The sequence below is a fragment of the Streptomyces sp. NPDC002790 genome (assembly GCF_040295505.1).
Taxonomy (GTDB): Bacteria; Actinomycetota; Actinomycetes; order Streptomycetales; family Streptomycetaceae; genus Streptomyces.
Genome location: NZ_JBEOVM010000006.1, coordinates 75459 through 92262, shown reverse-complemented (window position 1 = coordinate 92262; position 16804 = coordinate 75459). Strand labels below are relative to the sequence as shown.

Here is a 16804-nt window from a genome sequence, read left to right as displayed (position 1 = left end):
GTGGCCCCCGAAGGTTCTGCTCATGATGATCAACAAGTTCTCCCGCACCGCGCGCCGCCTCGCCACCCTGCCCGCCGCCGCGGTGTCCGTGCTGGCGCTCGCCTCCGCGCCGTCGGCCACCGCCAGTGCCCCGGATGCCGACACCGCGAAGTCGGCCCCCGGCGCGGCGAAGGCCGCGGCCTCCTGCCCCGTGGTCCCGGACCGCCTGTACGCCGCCATCGACCGCGTCCCCCTCGAGAAGATCTCGCCGGAGCCCGAGTACCGGAACGACTGCCAGACGCTGTACCGGGCGGACGGGCGCGCCCCTGCGGTCATCTTCAAGGAGGGCTTCGCCCCGAAGGACGTCAAGTACGGCCAGTACGACCTGGAGCAGTACGTCCTCAAGAACCAGCCGTCGCCGTTCGTCTCCACCACGCGTGACCACGACCTCTTTAAGAAGTGGACCAAGTGGATGAAGGGCGGCGCGTACAACTACTACATCGACGCCCCGAACGGCATCGACGTCAACGAGACGATCGGCGACACGCACAAGTACGCCGACCAGGTCGAGGTCGCCTTCCCCGGCGGGGTCTCCTCGCGCTTCGTCATCGGCGCGTGCCCGATCAACAAGGAGACCAACACCGAGAGCATGTCGGACTGCGTGAGCAACCCGGGCTTCCGGCCGGTGACGGCGCCGACGGCGACCCGCTAGGACCTGTCGGCTACGCCCCCTCGCCGATGGCGGCGAGCAGCCCGGCCCGGTCGGGACCGGGCGCGGGGTACTGCGGGGCGTCGGCGCCGAGTTCGATGACCTTGTCCATGACGCCGGGGCGGGCGAGAGCCGTGTCCGGTGTCTCCAGGAGGGACCCGATCAAGGACCTCGCCCGCAGCGCGTCCGGGTCCCGCAGGGCGGCGGCCTGCAGTGCCTTGGTGAAGGCCCAGCCGGGGTCGTCGGTCTCGTAACGGACGCCGTTCATATCGGCGCTCAGCTCGGCGAGCCGGTGCCGGTCGAAGGCGAGCGTGGCGCGGAACAAGCCGCCGGCCGCGCCCGTCTCGGTGGCCTCGTCGAAGCGCAGCACGAACTCGTCCGGCTTCGCCGGGTCGGTCTCGCGCAGCAGGTCGCGCAGCGCGCACGCGTGCAGGACCCCGATCGACGAGCCGCGCCCGAGCGAGGGGTTCGTGCAGGCCCAGGAGTCCCCCACGGCGACCAGACCGGTCACCGTGGGGGCGCCGTCGACGACGTAACGGCGGTGCCGGTCCTCGATGCCCGCGATCGCCTGCACCGGGGTGATCGGCTCGGCCTCGCCCCAGTGCGCGGCGGTGGGGTACGAGGCCAGGGCCCTGCCCCAGGCCCCCGCCTCGCGCAGCGCACGCAGCCGCCGGTCACGGGAGGACACGATCAGTCCCACGCCCCAAGTGTCGTTGTCGCAGGCGAGGGTGAGGACGGACAGGCTGTCGAAGTTCTGGAGCAGCACGTCCTGGGACGCGGGCACACCACCGCCTGTGCCGCGCGAGCTGAAGTGCCGCGTGTAGTAGACGAATCCGGAGTCCTCGCGCTCCTCGACGGGCCGCCGTCCGCCCGCGGCGGCGACCATGTCCGCCACCGTCGAGCGCCGCCCGCCCGCGTCGACGACGAGCTCGGCGAGGAACGTCCGCCCGCCCTCGACGGTGACGCCGCCGACGTGCGGCACACCGGGAGCCGATGCCTCCGCGACCACCAGGCCGGTGACCGTGACGTCCCGGTGAACGGTGACGCCGGGGGTGCGGGCGGCCACCGCGGCCAGGGCGGCCTCCACGACGGGGCGCCGCCCGGTCACCGTTTCGAACCGCTCGTCCCCCTCGCGCACGCCGCCGGTCAGCGCGTCCGGCAGCTCCCGGACGAGGTTCACCCGCAGCCCACCGAGCGCTTCCAGCTCGGCGATGACCTCGGGCAGTTCCCGGTCCATCTCGGCCCGCCAGCGCGGCAGCATCAGGTGGACGAGCCTGAACTGGTTGACCCCCGGCCGCCGCCAGTCCCGCCACAGCTCCTCGGCCCCGCCCGCGCCGGGCTCCGCCGGGTCCCGCTCGAGGACCGTGACGCGGTGCCCGTCGCGGGCGAGCAGCAGCGCGGTCGTCAGGCCGTTCAGACCGGCTCCGAGTACGAGAATGTCGGGCATGGGCAACTCCCCCTGACCCGCGGCGCGTTGTGCGCTCGACGGATCTCCGACTATCCGTCGTCGGGGCGTCCACGCACCATACGGCTGTGGGACGAGATCGCCCGCTCCGGGATCACTCCCCGTCCGGCTCCAGCGTCAGCGAGATGGAGTTGATGCAGTACCGCTGATCCGTGGGCGTCGCGTACCCCTCGCCCTCGAAGACGTGGCCGAGGTGCGAGCCGCAGCGCGCGCAGCGCACCTCGGTGCGGACCATGCCGTGGGAGCGGTCCTCGACGATCTCCACGGCGTCGGTGTTCTTCGGGTCGTAGAAGGACGGCCAGCCGCAGTGCGACTCGAACTTCTCGGTGGATGTGAAGAGCTCGGCGCCGCAGGCCCGGCAGCCGTAGACGCCCTTCGTCTTCGTGTCGGTGTACTCACCGCGGAACGCGGGCTCCGTGCCGGCCTGGCGCAGCACCGCGTACTCCGCCGGAGTCAGCTCCGTGCGCCACTGCTCGTCCGGCTTCTCGACGTCGTACGACATGTGCTCGTCCCTTCAGAGGCCCTGCAGCTGGTCAAGGATGCGCGGTCCGAGTTCCGTGACGTCGCCCGCGCCCATGGTGATAACGAGATCGCCGGGCTTGGCCATTCCCGCGATCGCCGCGACCGCCGCGTCCTTGTCGGCGGCCTCCTGTACGTCGGCGCCCGCCTCGCGTGCGGCGGCGACGATGAGGGCGCTGGTGATGCCGGGGATCGGGTCCTCGCGGGCCGGGTAGATGTCGAGGACGACCGAGGCGTCCGTGAGGGCGAGGGCGGCGCCCATCTCCTTGCCCAGTTCCTGGGTGCGGGAGAAGAGGTGGGGCTGGAAGAGGGTGAGGATGCGGGCGTCGCCTGCCGCCGCGCGCATGGCCTCCAGGTCGGCCGTCATCTCCGTGGGGTGGTGGGCGTAGGAGTCGATGACCTGCACGCCGTTCACCTCGCCCTTGAGCTGGAGGCGGCGCTTGACGCCCGTGTACGACTTGAGCGCCGAGGCCAGGTTCCGGGCCGGGATGCCCATCGCGACGCCCGCGGCGAGCGCCGCCACCGCGTTCTGCGCGTAGTGGCGGCCGGGGACGGAGACCGTGAAGGTCAGCAGCTTGCCGTCCATGAGGACGGTCACCTCGCTGGCCAGGCCGCGCGGGGTGATCTTGTGGATGCGGATGTCCGCGCCCTCGGACTCGCCGTACGTGACGACCTTGAGGGACATCGTGTCCCGGACCCTGCGGGTCAGCTCGGCCGCGCCCGACTGGTCCGCGGCGATGACGAGGGTGCCGCCGGGGGTGATCCGCCGCGTGAACGTCTCGAAGGACTCGTAGATCTCGTCCATGGACGCGTAGTTCGCGTGGTGGTCGAGTTCGACGTTGAGGATGATCGCGACTTCCGGCGCGTACTTGTGGAAGCTGCGGTCCGATTCGTCGGCCTCGGCGACGAAGATCTCGCCCTCGCCGTGATCGGCGTTGGAGCCGGGGACGTCCAGGTCGCCGCCGATGGCGTAGGACGGGTTCAGGCCGAGGGACTTCAGGGACACCGCGAGCATCGACGTCGTGGTCGTCTTGCCGTGCGTGCCGGCCACGGCGATCGGGCGCAGGCCATCCATCAGGGAGGCGAGGGCGTCCGAGCGGTGGACCGTCGGGATGCCCAGTTCGGCCGCGCGGGCCAGCTCCGGGTTGTCCTCGCGGATGGCCGAGGAGACGACCACGCAGGTGGCGTCCGGGGCGAGGTGTCCGGCGTCGTGGCCGATGTGCACCGTCACGCCGAGCTCGCGCAGCGCCTGCGCCGTCGCGGACTCACGGGCGTCGCTGCCCGCCACCCGCGCGCCGCGCTGGGCGAGGATCTTGGCGATGCCCGACATGCCGGCGCCGCCGATGCCGATGAAGTGCGGTCGGTCCATGTCGGCGACGGAATGCGGCAGGCCGGGTGCCATGCGTGGTCTCCCCTGGGGTTCTCGGATGTCCTGGCCCGTGGTCACGACGACCACGGCACGGGCCCCAGCCTATTGCCTGTGCCCGTGCCCGCCCGCACCTCTCCCCGTTCAGGGCTCCGGTCAGGACTCCGGTCAGGCCTTGCTGTGCGAGAACAGTTTCAGGACCGGTACGCCGACCTGGTGGCGGGCGCGGGAGGCCCAGTCCCGGTGGAAGAACTCCTCTACGTAGTGCGGGTCGGTCAGCACGATGACCTCGTCCGCCTTCACCTCGTCGACGAGGGCCTTGAGGGCGTCCAACGGGTGGTCCTCGATGAGCCGGCCCACCGCCTCGCTGTCCGCCTGATGCAGCGCGGCGAGGGAGACGGCGAGGGCCTTCTCCGCCGGGGCCTTGGCCTCGTCGCCCTCGGGTACCTGGCTCTCCCTGCCCGCGTCGTCGAACTCCCCCATCGCGACGTCGTCGATGGCCCGCAGCAGGCGGTCGGCCTGGTCCCCGCGGGGCTGGAGCAGCACGTGGAAGGAGACTTCCTCCTCTCCGTGCAACGTGGTGACGAACTCCACGTCGGCGGAGGTCAGAGCCTTCTCGATCATCAATACGCTCGTGAACACGACGGGCGCCCTTCTTCTCCTACCGTGGGCCGACTGTCGTCGACCCTCCGGGTGGACCAGCGGACCTGCGGAAACCATCCTGCCCCGCATTCGCACGGGGACTGCGAGATTTAGTGTGCCCAGCCAACGCTAAACGGAACGACTCATTCCGCCGAATGTCGCCGTGCTTTCGGCGCCGGCGGCTACTGTGCGCCCCGCGGCCGGGCGTAGCGGCTGAAGAGGAATCCCTCCTCCTCCAGTAGGGACGTCAGTTCGAACCGCTCCGGAACGGCCAGGGTCGAGCCTCCCGCGATCCGCTGGGCGTCGCCCGCGGTGAGCATCGGGGACACCGTCAGGCACAGCTCGTCGAGTACCCCGCCCGCCACGAACTGACCGAGCATCCTCGGCCCGCCCTCGGTGAGCAGCCGGTTGAGCCCCCGCTCGCCGAGCGCCGCCACCGCGCGGTCCGGTTCGACCGCGGCGCCCTCGCCGGCGGTCAGCACCTCGACGCCGGCCGCGCGTGCCGCCTCGATCCGGTCGGCCGCGGCGCCCGCGCCGGTGAGCAGCAGCGTCGGCATCAGCGGTTCGGTGAACAGGGGCAGGTCGAAGTCGAGGTCGAGGCTCGCGCTGATCACGGCGATCTGCGGGGCGGGGCCCTGACCGGCCGCCTTCCTCCGCGCGGCGAACGCGTCACGGGCGCGTGCGGGGCGGTAGCCCTCCAGGCGGACCGTCTCCGCGCCGACCACGACGACGTCGGCGAGCCCGCGCAGCATGCCGAAGACCCGCATGTCGGTGGCGTTGGAGATGGGCTTGGAGCGGCCGTCGTGCTGGGCCGCGCCGTCCAGCGTGGAGACCATGTTGGCCCGCAGCCACGGCGCGTGCCCGGCTTCGGGCGGATACGCGTAGGCGTCGGCGAGCTCGTCGAGGCTCCACTCATGCCCCTCCGGGCTCGCCTCCCTCCCCTCGTACCCCTTGCCATCTGCTGTTTCGTACGTCACAGGGAACAGGCGTCGCATGTCGTGCAGTGTGGCACGGCGACTAAGCTGGGTAACCGTGTCGTCATCCCTCGAAGCCGCCGACTCCCGGGAGTCCAGCCAGATGGGCATCAGCCCCATACCCGACCCGTCGCCGCTGTCCCTGTGCGCCCGCGAGCCGCGCGTCCCCGCGGAGCGCCTGGTCGCCGAGATGGTGCCGCCGCCCCGTTTCGACTCCGTACGCTTCGACACGTACATACCGGACCCGAAGCAGCCCAGCCAGACCGAGGCCGTCCAGGTCCTGAGCGCGTTCGCGGCCGGTCTCGGCGGGGCGCACGCGTCCGGCGCCGGCAAGAAGCGCGGTTTCCTCGGCTTCGGTAAGAAGCCCGCCGCCCCGACAGGGCCGCGCGGCGTCTACCTCGACGGCGGGTACGGCGTCGGCAAGACCCACCTCCTCGCCTCCCTGTGGCACGCGACCCCCGCCGAGCCCGAGTTCAAGGCGTTCGGCACGTTCGTCGAGCTGACGAACCTGGTGGGCGCGCTCGGCTTCCAGCAGACCGTCAAGACGCTCGGCGGGCACCGACTGCTGTGCATCGACGAGTTCGAGCTGGACGATCCCGGGGACACGGTGCTCGTGTCGTCCCTCCTCAGGAAGCTGGTCGAGGCAGGTGTCGCGCTCGCCGCGACGTCGAACACGCTGCCGGGCAAGCTCGGTGAGGGCCGGTTCGCCGCCGTCGACTTCCTGCGCGAGATCCAGGGCCTGTCGGCGCACTTCAGGCCGTTGCGCATCGACGGTGAGGACTACCGGCACCGCGGCCTTCCCGAGGCCCCCGCGCCGTTCACCGACGAGCAGGTCACCAAGGCGGCGTACGCCACCGAGGGCGCCTCGCTCGACGACTTCCCGCACCTGCTCGAGCACCTCGCGCGCGTGCACCCGAGCCGGTACGGGGCGCTGACGGACGACCTGAAGGCCGTCTGCCTCACCGATGTGGCGGCCGTACCCGACCAGTCGACGGCGCTGCGGCTCGTCGTCCTGGCGGACCGGCTCTACGACCGGGAGATGCCCGTACTCACGTCGGGGCTCCCGTTCGATCGGCTGTTCAGCGAGGAGATGCTGAACGGCGGCTACAAGAAGAAGTACTTCCGGGCGATCTCCCGGCTGACCGCGCTCGCGCGCGACGCGAAGGGGCTCGTGCACGAGTAGGCGGCTTCGCACCAGAGGCCTCGAAACACGGGTGCAGCGTTACGTGGTCGGTGCACGAATCGCCTGCGCTACGCGCGTGGTTCCCGCGGCCAAAGGCACGTGATAAACACAGCCGGGTCACAGTTCCTGTCCGCCAGCAGGAGGTTGCACCCATGTCACGCACCGCTGACGCACGACAGTCCGCGACCCGCCGCCAAGTCCTCGCCCGCTCCGGCGCCCTGGGAGTGGGCATCGCCTTCGCGGGGAACCTCTCCGAGCTGTTCGCCGGCTCGGCCGCCGCCCAAGGACGCGCCGGATACGGCCCGTTGGTGCCCGACCCGGCCGGGCTGCTCGACCTCCCGAAGGGATTCCGCTACAAGGTCCTCTCGCGGGAGGGGGAACAACTCCGCTCCGGCGAGGGCAAGGTGCCCTCCAACCACGACGGGATGGCCGCCTTCGCCGGCAGACAGGGCCGCGTACACCTCGTACGCAACCACGAGAACCGGGTCACCGGGAAGATCGCCGTGCCGACCGTCGAGGGTCTGACGTACGACCCGATGGGCAAGGGCGGCTGTACCGTGCTCGCCGTGGACCGGAAGAACAACGTCGTGTCCGAGCGCGTCGGCATCGCCGGTACGGCGGTCAACTGCGCGGGCGGGCACACGCCTTGGGGCACCTGGCTCACCTGCGAGGAGACCGAGGACAAGGCCGGTACGAACGGCTACACCAAGGACCACGGCTTCATCTTCGAGGTCGACCCGGTCGACCCGCACCGCTCGGGCGCCGTGCCGCTCACCGCGATGGGCCGCTTCCAGCACGAGGCGATCGCCGTCGATCCGAAGCGCGGCGTCGTCTACGAGACCGAGGACGCCTTCGACAAGCCCTTCGGCCTCTTCTACCGCTTCCTGCCCAAGAACACGAAGGGCGGCCTCGGTTCGCTGCGCGCGGGCGGCAAGCTGCAGGCGATGCGGGTGCCCGGCGTGCCGGACCTGTCGGCCGTCCAGGAGACGGGGGCGACGTTCAGCGGCGTCGAGTGGGTCGACGTACCGGACCCGCTGGCCGCCCAAACACCCATCCGCAACCAGGACTTCGGCCCGAAGGGCATCACCCACGCGCAGAAGCTGGAGGGCTGCTACTGGGGCGGGTCGAGCGTCTACTTCGTCTCGTCGTACGCACGCAGCCGCGAGGGCTCGGCCGCCGACCACTACGGGCAGATCTGGCGCTACGACCCGTCGTCGCGCCGCCTGACGCTCGTCATCGTGTTCGGCCCCGACACGGACGTCCAACTGCCGGGCGAGGAGCCCGACAACATCTGCCTCGCGCCCAGCGGGGGCCTGATGGTGTGCGAGGACGGCGAGGGCGCGCAGCATGTGTTCGGCGTGACGCGCAAGGGCGAGGTGTACGCCATGGCGCGCGGCCGGCAGAACATCGGCACGGCCGACAAGCCCGAGTGGGGCGAGTTCGCCGGGGTCACGTTCTCGCCGAACGGCGACACCATGTTCGTGAACTGCTATACGCCGGGGACGACGTTCGCGGTGACGGGACCTTGGCATTAGGGCGTGTTTCACTGATCGGCCGTTCCCTCGTTCGAGGGAACGGCCGATCGCATGGCCGGTTTTCGCGGGTGGTGCACTGCGTGCCGTGCGAGTGCCCTGGGCAAGGTCCCTCCATGGAAGAACGGTCAACCACAGCCTGGGAGTTCACCGACGACCGCGGACACCTCACGTCCGCGAGCGAGACGCCGCAGCGCGTCGTCGCCTATATACAGGCCGGGGCGAGCCTGTGGGATCTGGGTATACGCCCGGTGGGGATCTTCGGCTCGTTCCACGACGGCGACGAGCCCGACCACGCCAAGTCCGGCAGGCTGCCGCTGGACCGCCTCGCGTATCTGGGCGCCGGGGCGGGTCTCGGCCTGGACGACGTGCTCGCGGCGCGCCCCGACCTGGTCGTGGCGCTCACGTACGGCGGCGGGCAGGTGTACGGCATCGAACCCCATACGGCGAAGCATCTGGAGGAGCACGTCCCCGTCGTCGTGATCGACGTGGGGCAGGGCCGCACGCTGGGCGGGGTGCGGGAGCGCTTCGCGGAGCTCGGACGCTCGCTCGGGACGTCCGAGCCGGCGCGGTCGCAGGATGAACTCGCCCGCGCCGAGCGGCAGTTGGGCATCGCGGCCCGTGGGGAGCGGCGGGTCAGGGTGCTGGCACTCTCGGCCGCCGGGGCGGACGCGGTACACCTGGCCCGGCCCACCAAATGGCCCGACCTGAGCGCGCTCGGCGGGCTCGGCGTGGACATGGTGGCGCCGCCCGAGGGCCCCGGCGCCAACTGGTACACGGGGACGTGGCGGGACGTCGCCGAACTCGCGCCGGACGTCGTCCTGTCGGACGCCCGCGCCAACGCCGCGCCGCACGAACTCTACGCGGCAGACCCGCACTGGGCGTCCGTCGCCGAACGGGCGGCGGTGCTGCCGTGGAACCCGGAGGTCCCCGCCAGCGCCCACGCCCACGCGGCGCTCTTCGACCGGGTGGCGGAGGCGCTGCGGGGGCGGTAGGCCGCCATGGGCCGCTGTGCGGGCTGCTAGTCGGCGGGCTCGTCCGGGACGGGCTGGTCCGGGTGGACGCCCGGGGCGTGGGGTGCGCCGGTGCGACCGGTGCCCGCCACGTCCGAGTCGGGGACGGTGACGTCGGGGCCGGTCTCCGGCGCGTCCTCGGACCCGGCTCGTTCGTCGTCGCCGCCGTCGGGGGCACCGCCGGGCTCAGTGGTTTCGGTCTCGTCTTCGGTCTCGTCGGGGTCCGCCTGCTGGTCGGGGAGATCCCGAGGGACGGCGCCCTGTTCCCTGCTCATGAGGCGATCAGCGCCCCAATGCCTTGCTGAGCTGGGACTTGTTCATCTGCGAGCGACCCTTGACGCCCCGGTCCCTGGCCTCCGCGTAGAGCTGGTCCTTTGTCGGACCGCCCGAGCCCTGGTGGGAGCGCAGCCCGCCACGCCTGCCCGAGGAGATGTCCTGCGTCGACGTGCGGCTCGCCTGCTTCGACTCGCCGCTCCTCGCCCGCTCCTTGTTCACCGTGCGGGCGGCGATCTCCTTGGCCCGCGACGTGCTCTCGCCCCGGTCCTGGGCACTCTGTTTGATCTTCTCGTACTGGCGCTCGCGCTTGGCATTCGATCCGCTCGGCATGGCGAGTCACTCCCTTCCCTTCCGTTGTAGCCCCTCGCGCCCCTCCCGCTCCGTTGTAGCCCGTCCTGCCCCATGTCGCAGGACGGCGCGTTTGCGGGCGGGTGCTGGGGACACCGCAAGCGGCGTCACGTGCGTCCGGGGCCGCCGCTGCCGAACGCGCCACTGTTGCCCCGGCTCCAGCGGCGCGGCCGCTGGTCCTCGCTGCGCTTGCTGTCCGCGTTGTGCAGCTCGTGCGGCATCAGGCGCGAGCCGCCGTCGTCCGTGTGCGGCATCTCGTCGGGCTCCCGCATCTCGCGGACCTCGTGGACCGGGCCCGTACGCGGGAGTTTCGGCTGGTCGGCCGGGTCGGGAGGACCCGGCTCCCGGCGGCGGAACCTGATGCCCATCCAGACCGCCCAGATGAGGGCCAGCGCGATCACCAGGCCGACGACGAACGGGACGACCGAGGTCGAGGGGTCGGGGAAAGCCATTGGTGTCGTCATGGGCGCCGAGTACCCCGCTGCACGAGATCACGCCCCATCGGTCCGATTTGCACGATTTGCAGAGAATCCGACGATATCGTCGGCGCGTGATCAGACATGTACGCCGCGTCACCGCGGCCTGCGCCCTGGGCGCGCTCGCTCTCGGCCTCGCCGGATGCGGCGAGCCCACCCCCTCCAATGGCCCACCGAAGACCTCCGCGTCGGTCCCGCCGAAACCGAGGGCCACCCCCAAGCCCACCCTCGCGCCCGGTCCGGGTGGCACCACCCCCGTCTTCGAGCGCGGCACGGCGACGAAGGGGCGCACCGTCGCTCTCACCTTCGACGCCGACATGACGGCCGACCAGGGGGCGCGGGCACGGGCGGGCGAGCGCTTCGACAACCCTCAACTGGTACGCGCCCTAAGGAAGTTGAAGGTCCCGGCCACCGTCTTCATGACGGGCCGCTGGGCCGACGAGTACCCCGCGCAGGCCAAGGACATCGGCCGGGACCGGCTGTTCGAGGTCGCCAACCACTCGTACAGCCATTACGCCTTCACCGGGGACTGCTACGGCCTGCCGAGGGTGTCGGCGCGGGGCATGCGCGCCGATGTCGACCGCGCGTTCGGGGCGTTCCGGAAGGCGGGGGTCGAGCACGTCGTGCCGTACTTCCGGTTCCCCGGCGGCTGCTACGACCGGGCGGCGCTGCGGGCGCTGACGCCGACCGGGGTGACGGCGGTGCAGTGGGACGTGGTGAGCGGTGACGCGTTCGCCACGGACGCGGGCGCCGTGACCCGGCAGGTGCTCGACGGGGTGCGGCCCGGTTCGGTCGTCGTCATGCACTGCACGCGCAGCGCGGCGCCGACGACGGAGCGGGTGGTGCGGTCGGTGGTGCCGAGGCTGCGGGCGAAGGGGTACCGCTTCGTGCGGGTGTCGGAGCTGGTGGGGGCGGCGCGCGGGACGTGAGCGTGCTCGGCCCTGCTCGGCCGTACGCCCGTGTACGTACGCTGGTGGCATGGCTGATTACTGCGACGGCACCCCCGAGGAGCGCCCGGCACCCGCCGCGACGGCGGACGAGCCGTTCGCCGAGTGCGTGCTGTGCCGGGAGCCGACCGAGTACCCGGAGTCGACGAAGGGCATCACGCTGTGCCCGGTCTGCGAGTGGCAGGAAGCGCAGCGCACTGCCTGCTCCGGGTGACGGGCAGACACAGCAGACACGGCAGACGGTTCAGCGGCGGGACGCGAGGGCGCAGGCCGCCGTCACGCAGATCCCGGCCAGGGCCACCGCCCCCACGAGCGGCAGCAGCAGGACCGGCACCGCCCCGTCCTGCGACCCGGTCACCAGCGCACTCACCACCGACTTCGCCGGAGACCCGGGGGCGATCAGCGCGACGAGCGCGCACAGCACGAGGCCGGCCACGCCGAGACCGGTGCCGCGCACCACGGGCCACGTGGTGACGGCCCCGACGGCGACGCCGACGGAGGCGCACACCAGCACCGCGAGCAGCCCGGCCCCGGCGGCCGGCCACCTGGCCACGCGCACCAGGCGATCGGTGCTGACCCCGTCGCTGATCAGCGCCACGACCACGGTCGCCACGACACCGACGGCCACCGTGGCGAGGAACGCGGCGGCCAGGCTCGCCAGGTGGGCGCGCCACGGCGCCGTCGCCGCCGCGGTGCAACTGCGGGCCGCAGGCGGCTCGTTGGTGACACAGATCCGGGCCAGCCAGGCCCCCACGGGGAGCAGCGCCGCCGCCGTGTACGCGAGGGAGTCGAGCACCGGCTGCCCCGCCTGGACGCCCACGGCGGCGAACGCGGCGTAGAGCACGACCGGCGCCAGCCAGCGCTGCGAGCGCAGCAGCAGGGCCGACTGGTAGGTGAGCAGGGCCGCGGTCATCCGTTGTTCTCCGTGGGCTCGGGCGTGCGGACGGAGACGATGTGCCAGGGCGGGTCGGCGGTGAGCAGCGTGCGCAGCACGGCGTCGGAGTGCACGGCGTCCGTGGTGATCCGTACGGTGCGGGGGTCGAGGCGGACGTGGGTGGACGGGTGCGGCAGGGCGGGCTCGTGCCCGGCGGTCCCTGCGGCGTCGACAACAACTGTCGCACCGCCGACTCCCGTACTTCTTCGGACAGTTGACGCCTCCACCTCGTACGTCGCGTCGGCGGTGGCGGCGAGGCGGCGCGGGTCGTGGTCGACGAAGAGCACGGCGGCACCGGCCGCGGCGCGTTCGGCGACGGCGCCGTCGAGCGTGTCGCGGGCCGCGGTGTCGAGCCCGGTCCAGGCCTCGTCGAGGACGAGCAGCTCCGGGTCGGCGAGCAGGGCCGCGGCGACCGCCACCTTCTGGCTGCTGCCCTTGGACAGCTCGGCGAGGGGTGCGCCCGTGTACTCCTCGGCGCCGAACCGCTCCAGCCACTCCCCCGCACGCCGTGCTGCCGTCCGGCGGGAGAGGCCGTGGATGCGGCCCATGTGCGTGAGGTAGGCGCGGGCGGTGAACGGCAGGGCGGGCGGGAAGCGTTCGGGTACGTAGGCCGTGCGCGGGCGGCCGATGACCCGGCCCTCGGTGGGCGCGTCGATCCCGGCGGCCAGCCGCAACAGCGTGGACTTCCCGGCGCCGTTGGGCCCCCGCACCCGGAACACGGCCCCTTCGGGCACGTCCAGGTCGACCCCGCGCAACACCCAGGGCCCACCAAGTCCATAGCGGCGACCCGCACCGCGGAGCGTGACGTGCATACGGCCATGCTCCCGCACACACGCGCGGGCCCCGCCGCTCAGGGGCCCACCAGCCCGTGCGGCGACTGACCCATTCAAGCCCCGGCGGCGGCTGAGCCATTCAAGCCCCTGCGGCGTTTGAGCAGCGGGGTCCGGGGCGGAGCCCCGATCTTTCAGCCCCTGCGGCGATTGAGCAGGCCTTTCAAGCCCCGCCGTCGGACGAGAGCCAGCGGGGTCCGGGGCGGAGCCCCGTGACGTCGGGAGCGGCCGACCGCCTGGCAGACTGGACCCGTGACCAGCGACGCCGCCCGTACCGACACCCCCACCCACCCCGAGCCCAGCGCACGCGAGTTCGTGCTGCCACTCGTCGTCCGCATCGAACGCGCCGCGCCGCCGACGCGGACGGACGCCCTGGAAGCCGCCGCGCGCGCCGTGTTGGTGATCCTCTCGGACGAGCGCTCGGTCGGCGACGGCCCGTGGGCGCAGGCGATGCACGACTGGCAGGACGCCCGGATCCGCAAGGTGGTGCGGCGGGCGCGGGGCGCGGAGTGGCGGCGCGCGGAGGCCCTCGACGGGATCACGGTCACCACCGGCTCCGCCGAGGTGCGCGTCTTCCCTCCGGTCCCCCTCGACGGCTGGCCCAAGGACCTGGCCCGCCTCCAGGTCTCCGGCACGGACCTCGACGACCCGGAGGCGCCGCCCGCCCCCGCCTCCTCGGCCCCGGTCCTCTGGCTCAACCCCGACCTCGGCATGACCGCGGGCAAGACCATGGCGCAGGCCGGTCACGGGGCCCAGCTCGCCTGGTGGGAGCTGTCCGACGCGGAGCGCAAGGAGTGGCACGAGGCGGGCTTCCCGCTGTCGGTGCGGACCGCCGACCCGGAGCGCTGGCCGGCGCTGACCACGAGCGGGCTGCCCGTCGTACGGGATGCCGGGTTCACGGAGATCCCGCCCAGCGACACCGTCGTGTCCGAGGGACCTCTGACCGGCGACTTCCTGTCCGGTCTCGCCCACCTCTGAGCCCCGGGAACGGAGAAGACCCCGCCCGTCCGCACGGGGGATGACGGACGGCCGGGGCCACTCGGAAGGCTACCCCACTCCGTGAGAGGACGGGTCGGTTCCCCTGGGCCCCTTGGCGTTCGGCGCGCCGCCCGGGGGGGCGGTGGGTGAAACCTCAAATGTTGCTCTGAACGTCCCCGTTCAGGGGTTCGAGCCGCGCCGTCGCGGTCAGGAATCCAGGAAGCCGTGCGGAGGAGGGGGAGTTCCATGGAGCTGGGTACGGGGATCGGCTGGCGGCCGGAGATCGCGGAGACGGTGGAGGCCATGCCGGGCATCGACTGGGTCGAGGCCGTCGCCGAGAATCTCTGTCCGGGGCATCTGCCGGACTCCCTGCGGCGGCTGCGCGAGCGCGGCGTCACCGTCGTCCCGCACGGCGTCGCCCTCGGTCTCGGCGGAGCCGACAGGCCCGACGAGGGGCGGCTCGCCGACCTCGCCGCGTGCGCGGAGGCGCTTGGTTCGCCGCTGGTGAGCGAGCACATCGCGTTCGTACGAGCCGGTGGCGAGCGCACCGCCTCCCAGCCGCTGGAGGCGGGGCACCTGCTGCCGGTGCCGCGCACCCGCGACGCGCTCGACGTGCTGTGCGAGAACGTGCGGATCGCCCAGGACACGCTGCCGGTGCCACTCGCGGTGGAGAACATCGCGGCCCTGTTCGGCTGGCCCGGCGAGGAACTGACGGAGGGCCAGTTCCTGTACGAGCTGGTGGACCGTACCGGCGTCCGCCTCCTCATCGACGTGGCGAACCTCCACACCAATCACGTCAACCGCGGCGAGGACCCGGCGAAGGCGTTGGCCGAGCTGCCGGTGGAGGCCATCGCGTACGTGCACGTCGCGGGCGGCTTCGAGCGGGACGGCGTCTGGCACGACAGCCACGCCCATCCGGTGCCGGAGGCGGTCCTCGACGTCCTGGCCGAACTGGCCTCGCGGGTGACCCCGCCGGGAGTCCTGCTCGAACGCGACGAGAACTTCCCCGAAGATCTTGGGGAGTTGGAGCGCGAGGTTGAGGTCATCCGTCGGACGGTCACGGCCGGATCCGGCCCCCGCACGCAAGCCCCGGACCACCGGCCACCCGCACCCGCCGCCCCACCCGTCGACGACGCCACACGCCAGCGACTCGCCCTCGGGCAGGCCGCGTTGCTCTCCGCACTCGTGGCCGACACCCCCGCCCCGGAGGGCTTCGACCGCACACGGCTCGCCGTACAGAGCCGCGCACTCGCGGCCAAGCGGGCCGACATCGTCGCGAAGGTGGCCCCCGAACTCCCCCAAATCCTGGGCGAATCCACGTACCGCTCACTCTTCCTGGCCTACGCGCGAAGCCACCCCATGACAACCGGCTACCGCCGCGACGCCCTCGACTTCGCCGAGAAGCTCCTCCTCACGCAACGCATCCAGTCCCCGGCCCCACGCCGCGAGTTGACCCACTGGTGGCTCAACCGCTCCGGCCCGAGGCCCCTAACGGGCCGCCCAATAACCCGCGCCCTAAAAACAGCAACATTCGCACTAAGGCGAGCCATCTAAGCCCTCGCGCCACGCCTGAGCCACTCAAGCCCCTGCGGCACGGCTGAGCCACTCAAGCCCCTGCGGCGATTGAGCAGCGGGGTCCGGGGCAGAGCCCCGCGGCCGCAACCCCGGTGCAGACCAAGGGGGCCCACCTACGTACCGCAGGAGACGTACTCCGGCCCGATGCCCACCCCACCCCCGAGCCGGAGGCTAGCGTGCCGCACCTGGAGGCACCATGCGACTCTTCAACGGCACCGCCCTCATCGTCACAGGCCTCGCGGCAACACTCGCCGCACTCCTCTTCCCCCTCTGGTCGTACGCGGACCGCTCCGGCACCGGCCTCGCCGAGCTCAACGCCCAGGCCGTGTCCACCAGATTCGGGCCGCTGTCCGCCGCCGACCGCCTCTTCATCACCAAGGTGCGACTCGCCGGCCTGTGGGAGCTGCCCGCCGGCCAGCAGGCCGAGGAACGGGCCCCCAGTAAGGCGGTCGAGACGGCGGGCGAACACCTCGTAGAAGGGCACACCTTCCTGGACGCCCGGGTGCGCGAGGTCGCGGCCCGGCTGAACCTGGAGCTGCCCAGCCAGCCGAACGCGCAACAGCAGGGCTGGCTAAGGGAGTTGACCGCCGCACGAGATGAGGACTACGAGCGGAAATTCGCCAACATCCTCCGCCGCGCCCACGGCCAGGTCTTCTCACTGGTCGCCCAGGTACGCGCCTCGACCCGCAACGCGCTCGTGCGGCAACTCGCGGACGACGCCAACACCACCGTCCTCGACCACATCAAGGTGCTGGAGGCCACCGGCCTCGTCGACTTCGACGCGCTCGCCCGCGACGGCGCCACCGCGAGCCCGCCGCCCGCCACCCGCTCCCCCGCCCCACCGGGTCCCACCTCCGTACCGGGCTCGGCGACCCCGGTCTCACCGTCGCCCACTCCCTCCTTCTCCCTGCCGCCCGCCGTGTCCCGCCCGAAGCCGGCGCCCGAGACGCGCAAGAAGGACGACACCAAGAAGGACGACAAGAAGGACACCAAAAAACCGCCGAACCCGAAACCGAAACCAAAGCCCAGCGTCACAACGCGATAACAGGCCGTCCACA

The 16804-nt window shown here is 72.1% G+C and carries 19 protein-coding genes; 9 read left to right on the top strand and 10 right to left on the bottom strand.

The annotated features are described in order from the left end of the window. Positions 1-25 precede the first annotated feature (25 nt). Positions 26-691 carry an ADP-ribosyltransferase gene (locus ABT004_RS05835; protein ID WP_351331746.1) on the top strand — a complete coding sequence of 222 codons (666 nt, stop codon included), beginning with the start codon at positions 26-28 and terminating at the stop codon, positions 689-691. A gap of 10 nt (positions 692-701) precedes the next feature. On the opposite strand, the gene ABT004_RS05830 is transcribed toward ABT004_RS05835, so the two are convergent. From ABT004_RS05830 to ABT004_RS05810, 5 genes are all read right to left on the bottom strand, one after another. Further along, complete coding sequence (locus ABT004_RS05830; RefSeq protein WP_351331624.1) at positions 702-2135, bottom strand: FAD-dependent oxidoreductase; 1434 nt, start codon at positions 2133-2135, stop codon at positions 702-704. A 112-nt stretch (positions 2136-2247) separates the two neighbouring features. Continuing rightward, positions 2248-2655 (bottom strand): peptide-methionine (R)-S-oxide reductase MsrB, encoded by a 408-nt coding sequence (gene msrB, locus ABT004_RS05825; protein ID WP_351331622.1) that lies wholly within the window; start codon positions 2653-2655, stop codon positions 2248-2250. A gap of 12 nt (positions 2656-2667) precedes the next feature. Beyond that, the gene (murC, locus tag ABT004_RS05820; protein WP_351331620.1) at positions 2668-4074 is read right to left on the bottom strand and encodes a UDP-N-acetylmuramate--L-alanine ligase; all 1407 of its coding nucleotides are present in this window, start codon (positions 4072-4074) and stop codon (positions 2668-2670) included. A gap of 132 nt (positions 4075-4206) precedes the next feature. Continuing rightward, a complete protein-coding gene (locus ABT004_RS05815; RefSeq protein WP_351331619.1) occupies positions 4207-4680 on the bottom strand; it encodes an indole-3-glycerol phosphate synthase in 474 nt (157 codons plus the stop codon). Positions 4681-4862: 182 nt separating this feature from the next. After that, positions 4863-5675 (bottom strand): pyrimidine reductase family protein, encoded by an 813-nt coding sequence (locus tag ABT004_RS05810; protein WP_351331617.1) that lies wholly within the window; start codon positions 5673-5675, stop codon positions 4863-4865. 82 nt (positions 5676-5757) lie between these two features. Here ABT004_RS05810 and zapE point away from each other — a divergent pair, with 82 nt between their 5' ends. The 3 genes from zapE (at position 5758) to ABT004_RS05795 (ending at position 9364) form a co-directional block, all read left to right on the top strand. Continuing rightward, positions 5758-6837: a cell division protein ZapE gene (gene zapE / locus ABT004_RS05805; RefSeq protein WP_351331744.1), complete on the top strand. Its 1080-nt coding sequence runs from the start codon at positions 5758-5760 to the stop codon at positions 6835-6837. A 152-nt stretch (positions 6838-6989) separates the two neighbouring features. After that, the gene (locus ABT004_RS05800) at positions 6990-8372 is read left to right on the top strand and encodes a PhoX family protein (RefSeq protein ID WP_351331615.1); all 1383 of its coding nucleotides are present in this window, start codon (positions 6990-6992) and stop codon (positions 8370-8372) included. 113 nt (positions 8373-8485) lie between these two features. Beyond that, positions 8486-9364 carry a substrate-binding domain-containing protein gene (locus ABT004_RS05795; RefSeq protein ID WP_351331613.1) on the top strand — a complete coding sequence of 293 codons (879 nt, stop codon included), beginning with the start codon at positions 8486-8488 and terminating at the stop codon, positions 9362-9364. A gap of 26 nt (positions 9365-9390) precedes the next feature. Here ABT004_RS05795 and ABT004_RS05790 read toward each other — a convergent pair whose 3' ends face one another. The 3 genes from ABT004_RS05790 to ABT004_RS05780 form a co-directional block, all read right to left on the bottom strand. Then, a complete protein-coding gene (locus ABT004_RS05790) occupies positions 9391-9657 on the bottom strand; it encodes a hypothetical protein (RefSeq protein ID WP_351331612.1) in 267 nt (88 codons plus the stop codon). A 7-nt stretch (positions 9658-9664) separates the two neighbouring features. Continuing rightward, positions 9665-9988: a plasmid stabilization protein gene (locus tag ABT004_RS05785; protein WP_351331610.1), complete on the bottom strand. Its 324-nt coding sequence runs from the start codon at positions 9986-9988 to the stop codon at positions 9665-9667. 125 nt (positions 9989-10113) lie between these two features. Beyond that, on the bottom strand, positions 10114-10470 hold the full coding sequence (locus tag ABT004_RS05780) for a DUF6479 family protein (RefSeq protein WP_351331608.1): 357 nt from the start codon (positions 10468-10470) through the stop codon (positions 10114-10116). 86 nt (positions 10471-10556) lie between these two features. On the opposite strand from ABT004_RS05780, the gene ABT004_RS05775 reads away from it, so the two are divergent. Continuing rightward, positions 10557-11411 (top strand): polysaccharide deacetylase family protein, encoded by an 855-nt coding sequence (locus ABT004_RS05775; protein ID WP_351331606.1) that lies wholly within the window; start codon positions 10557-10559, stop codon positions 11409-11411. Positions 11412-11460: 49 nt separating this feature from the next. Next, a complete protein-coding gene (locus ABT004_RS05770; protein WP_351331604.1) occupies positions 11461-11643 on the top strand; it encodes a hypothetical protein in 183 nt (60 codons plus the stop codon). Between the two features lie 30 nt (positions 11644-11673). Here the strand turns inward: ABT004_RS05770 and ABT004_RS05765 are convergent, their stop codons facing one another. Both ABT004_RS05765 and ABT004_RS05760 read right to left on the bottom strand, forming a co-directional pair. After that, entirely contained in the window at positions 11674-12342 is a 669-nt protein-coding gene (locus tag ABT004_RS05765) for an ABC transporter (RefSeq protein WP_351331602.1), read from the bottom strand. Next, on the bottom strand, positions 12339-13175 hold the full coding sequence (locus ABT004_RS05760; protein WP_351331600.1) for an ATP-binding cassette domain-containing protein: 837 nt from the start codon (positions 13173-13175) through the stop codon (positions 12339-12341). Before ABT004_RS05760 ends, ABT004_RS05765 begins: the two co-directional genes overlap by 4 nt. A 270-nt stretch (positions 13176-13445) precedes the next feature. Between ABT004_RS05760 and ABT004_RS05755 the strand changes: the two genes are divergently transcribed. From ABT004_RS05755 to ABT004_RS05745, 3 genes are all read left to right on the top strand, one after another. Further along, the gene (locus tag ABT004_RS05755) at positions 13446-14171 is read left to right on the top strand and encodes a peptidyl-tRNA hydrolase (RefSeq protein ID WP_351331598.1); all 726 of its coding nucleotides are present in this window, start codon (positions 13446-13448) and stop codon (positions 14169-14171) included. A gap of 246 nt (positions 14172-14417) precedes the next feature. Further along, complete coding sequence (locus ABT004_RS05750) at positions 14418-15725, top strand: multinuclear nonheme iron-dependent oxidase (RefSeq protein WP_351331596.1); 1308 nt, start codon at positions 14418-14420, stop codon at positions 15723-15725. 217 nt (positions 15726-15942) lie between these two features. Beyond that, a complete protein-coding gene (locus tag ABT004_RS05745; RefSeq protein WP_351331595.1) occupies positions 15943-16791 on the top strand; it encodes a DUF4142 domain-containing protein in 849 nt (282 codons plus the stop codon). Positions 16792-16804 lie beyond the last annotated feature (13 nt).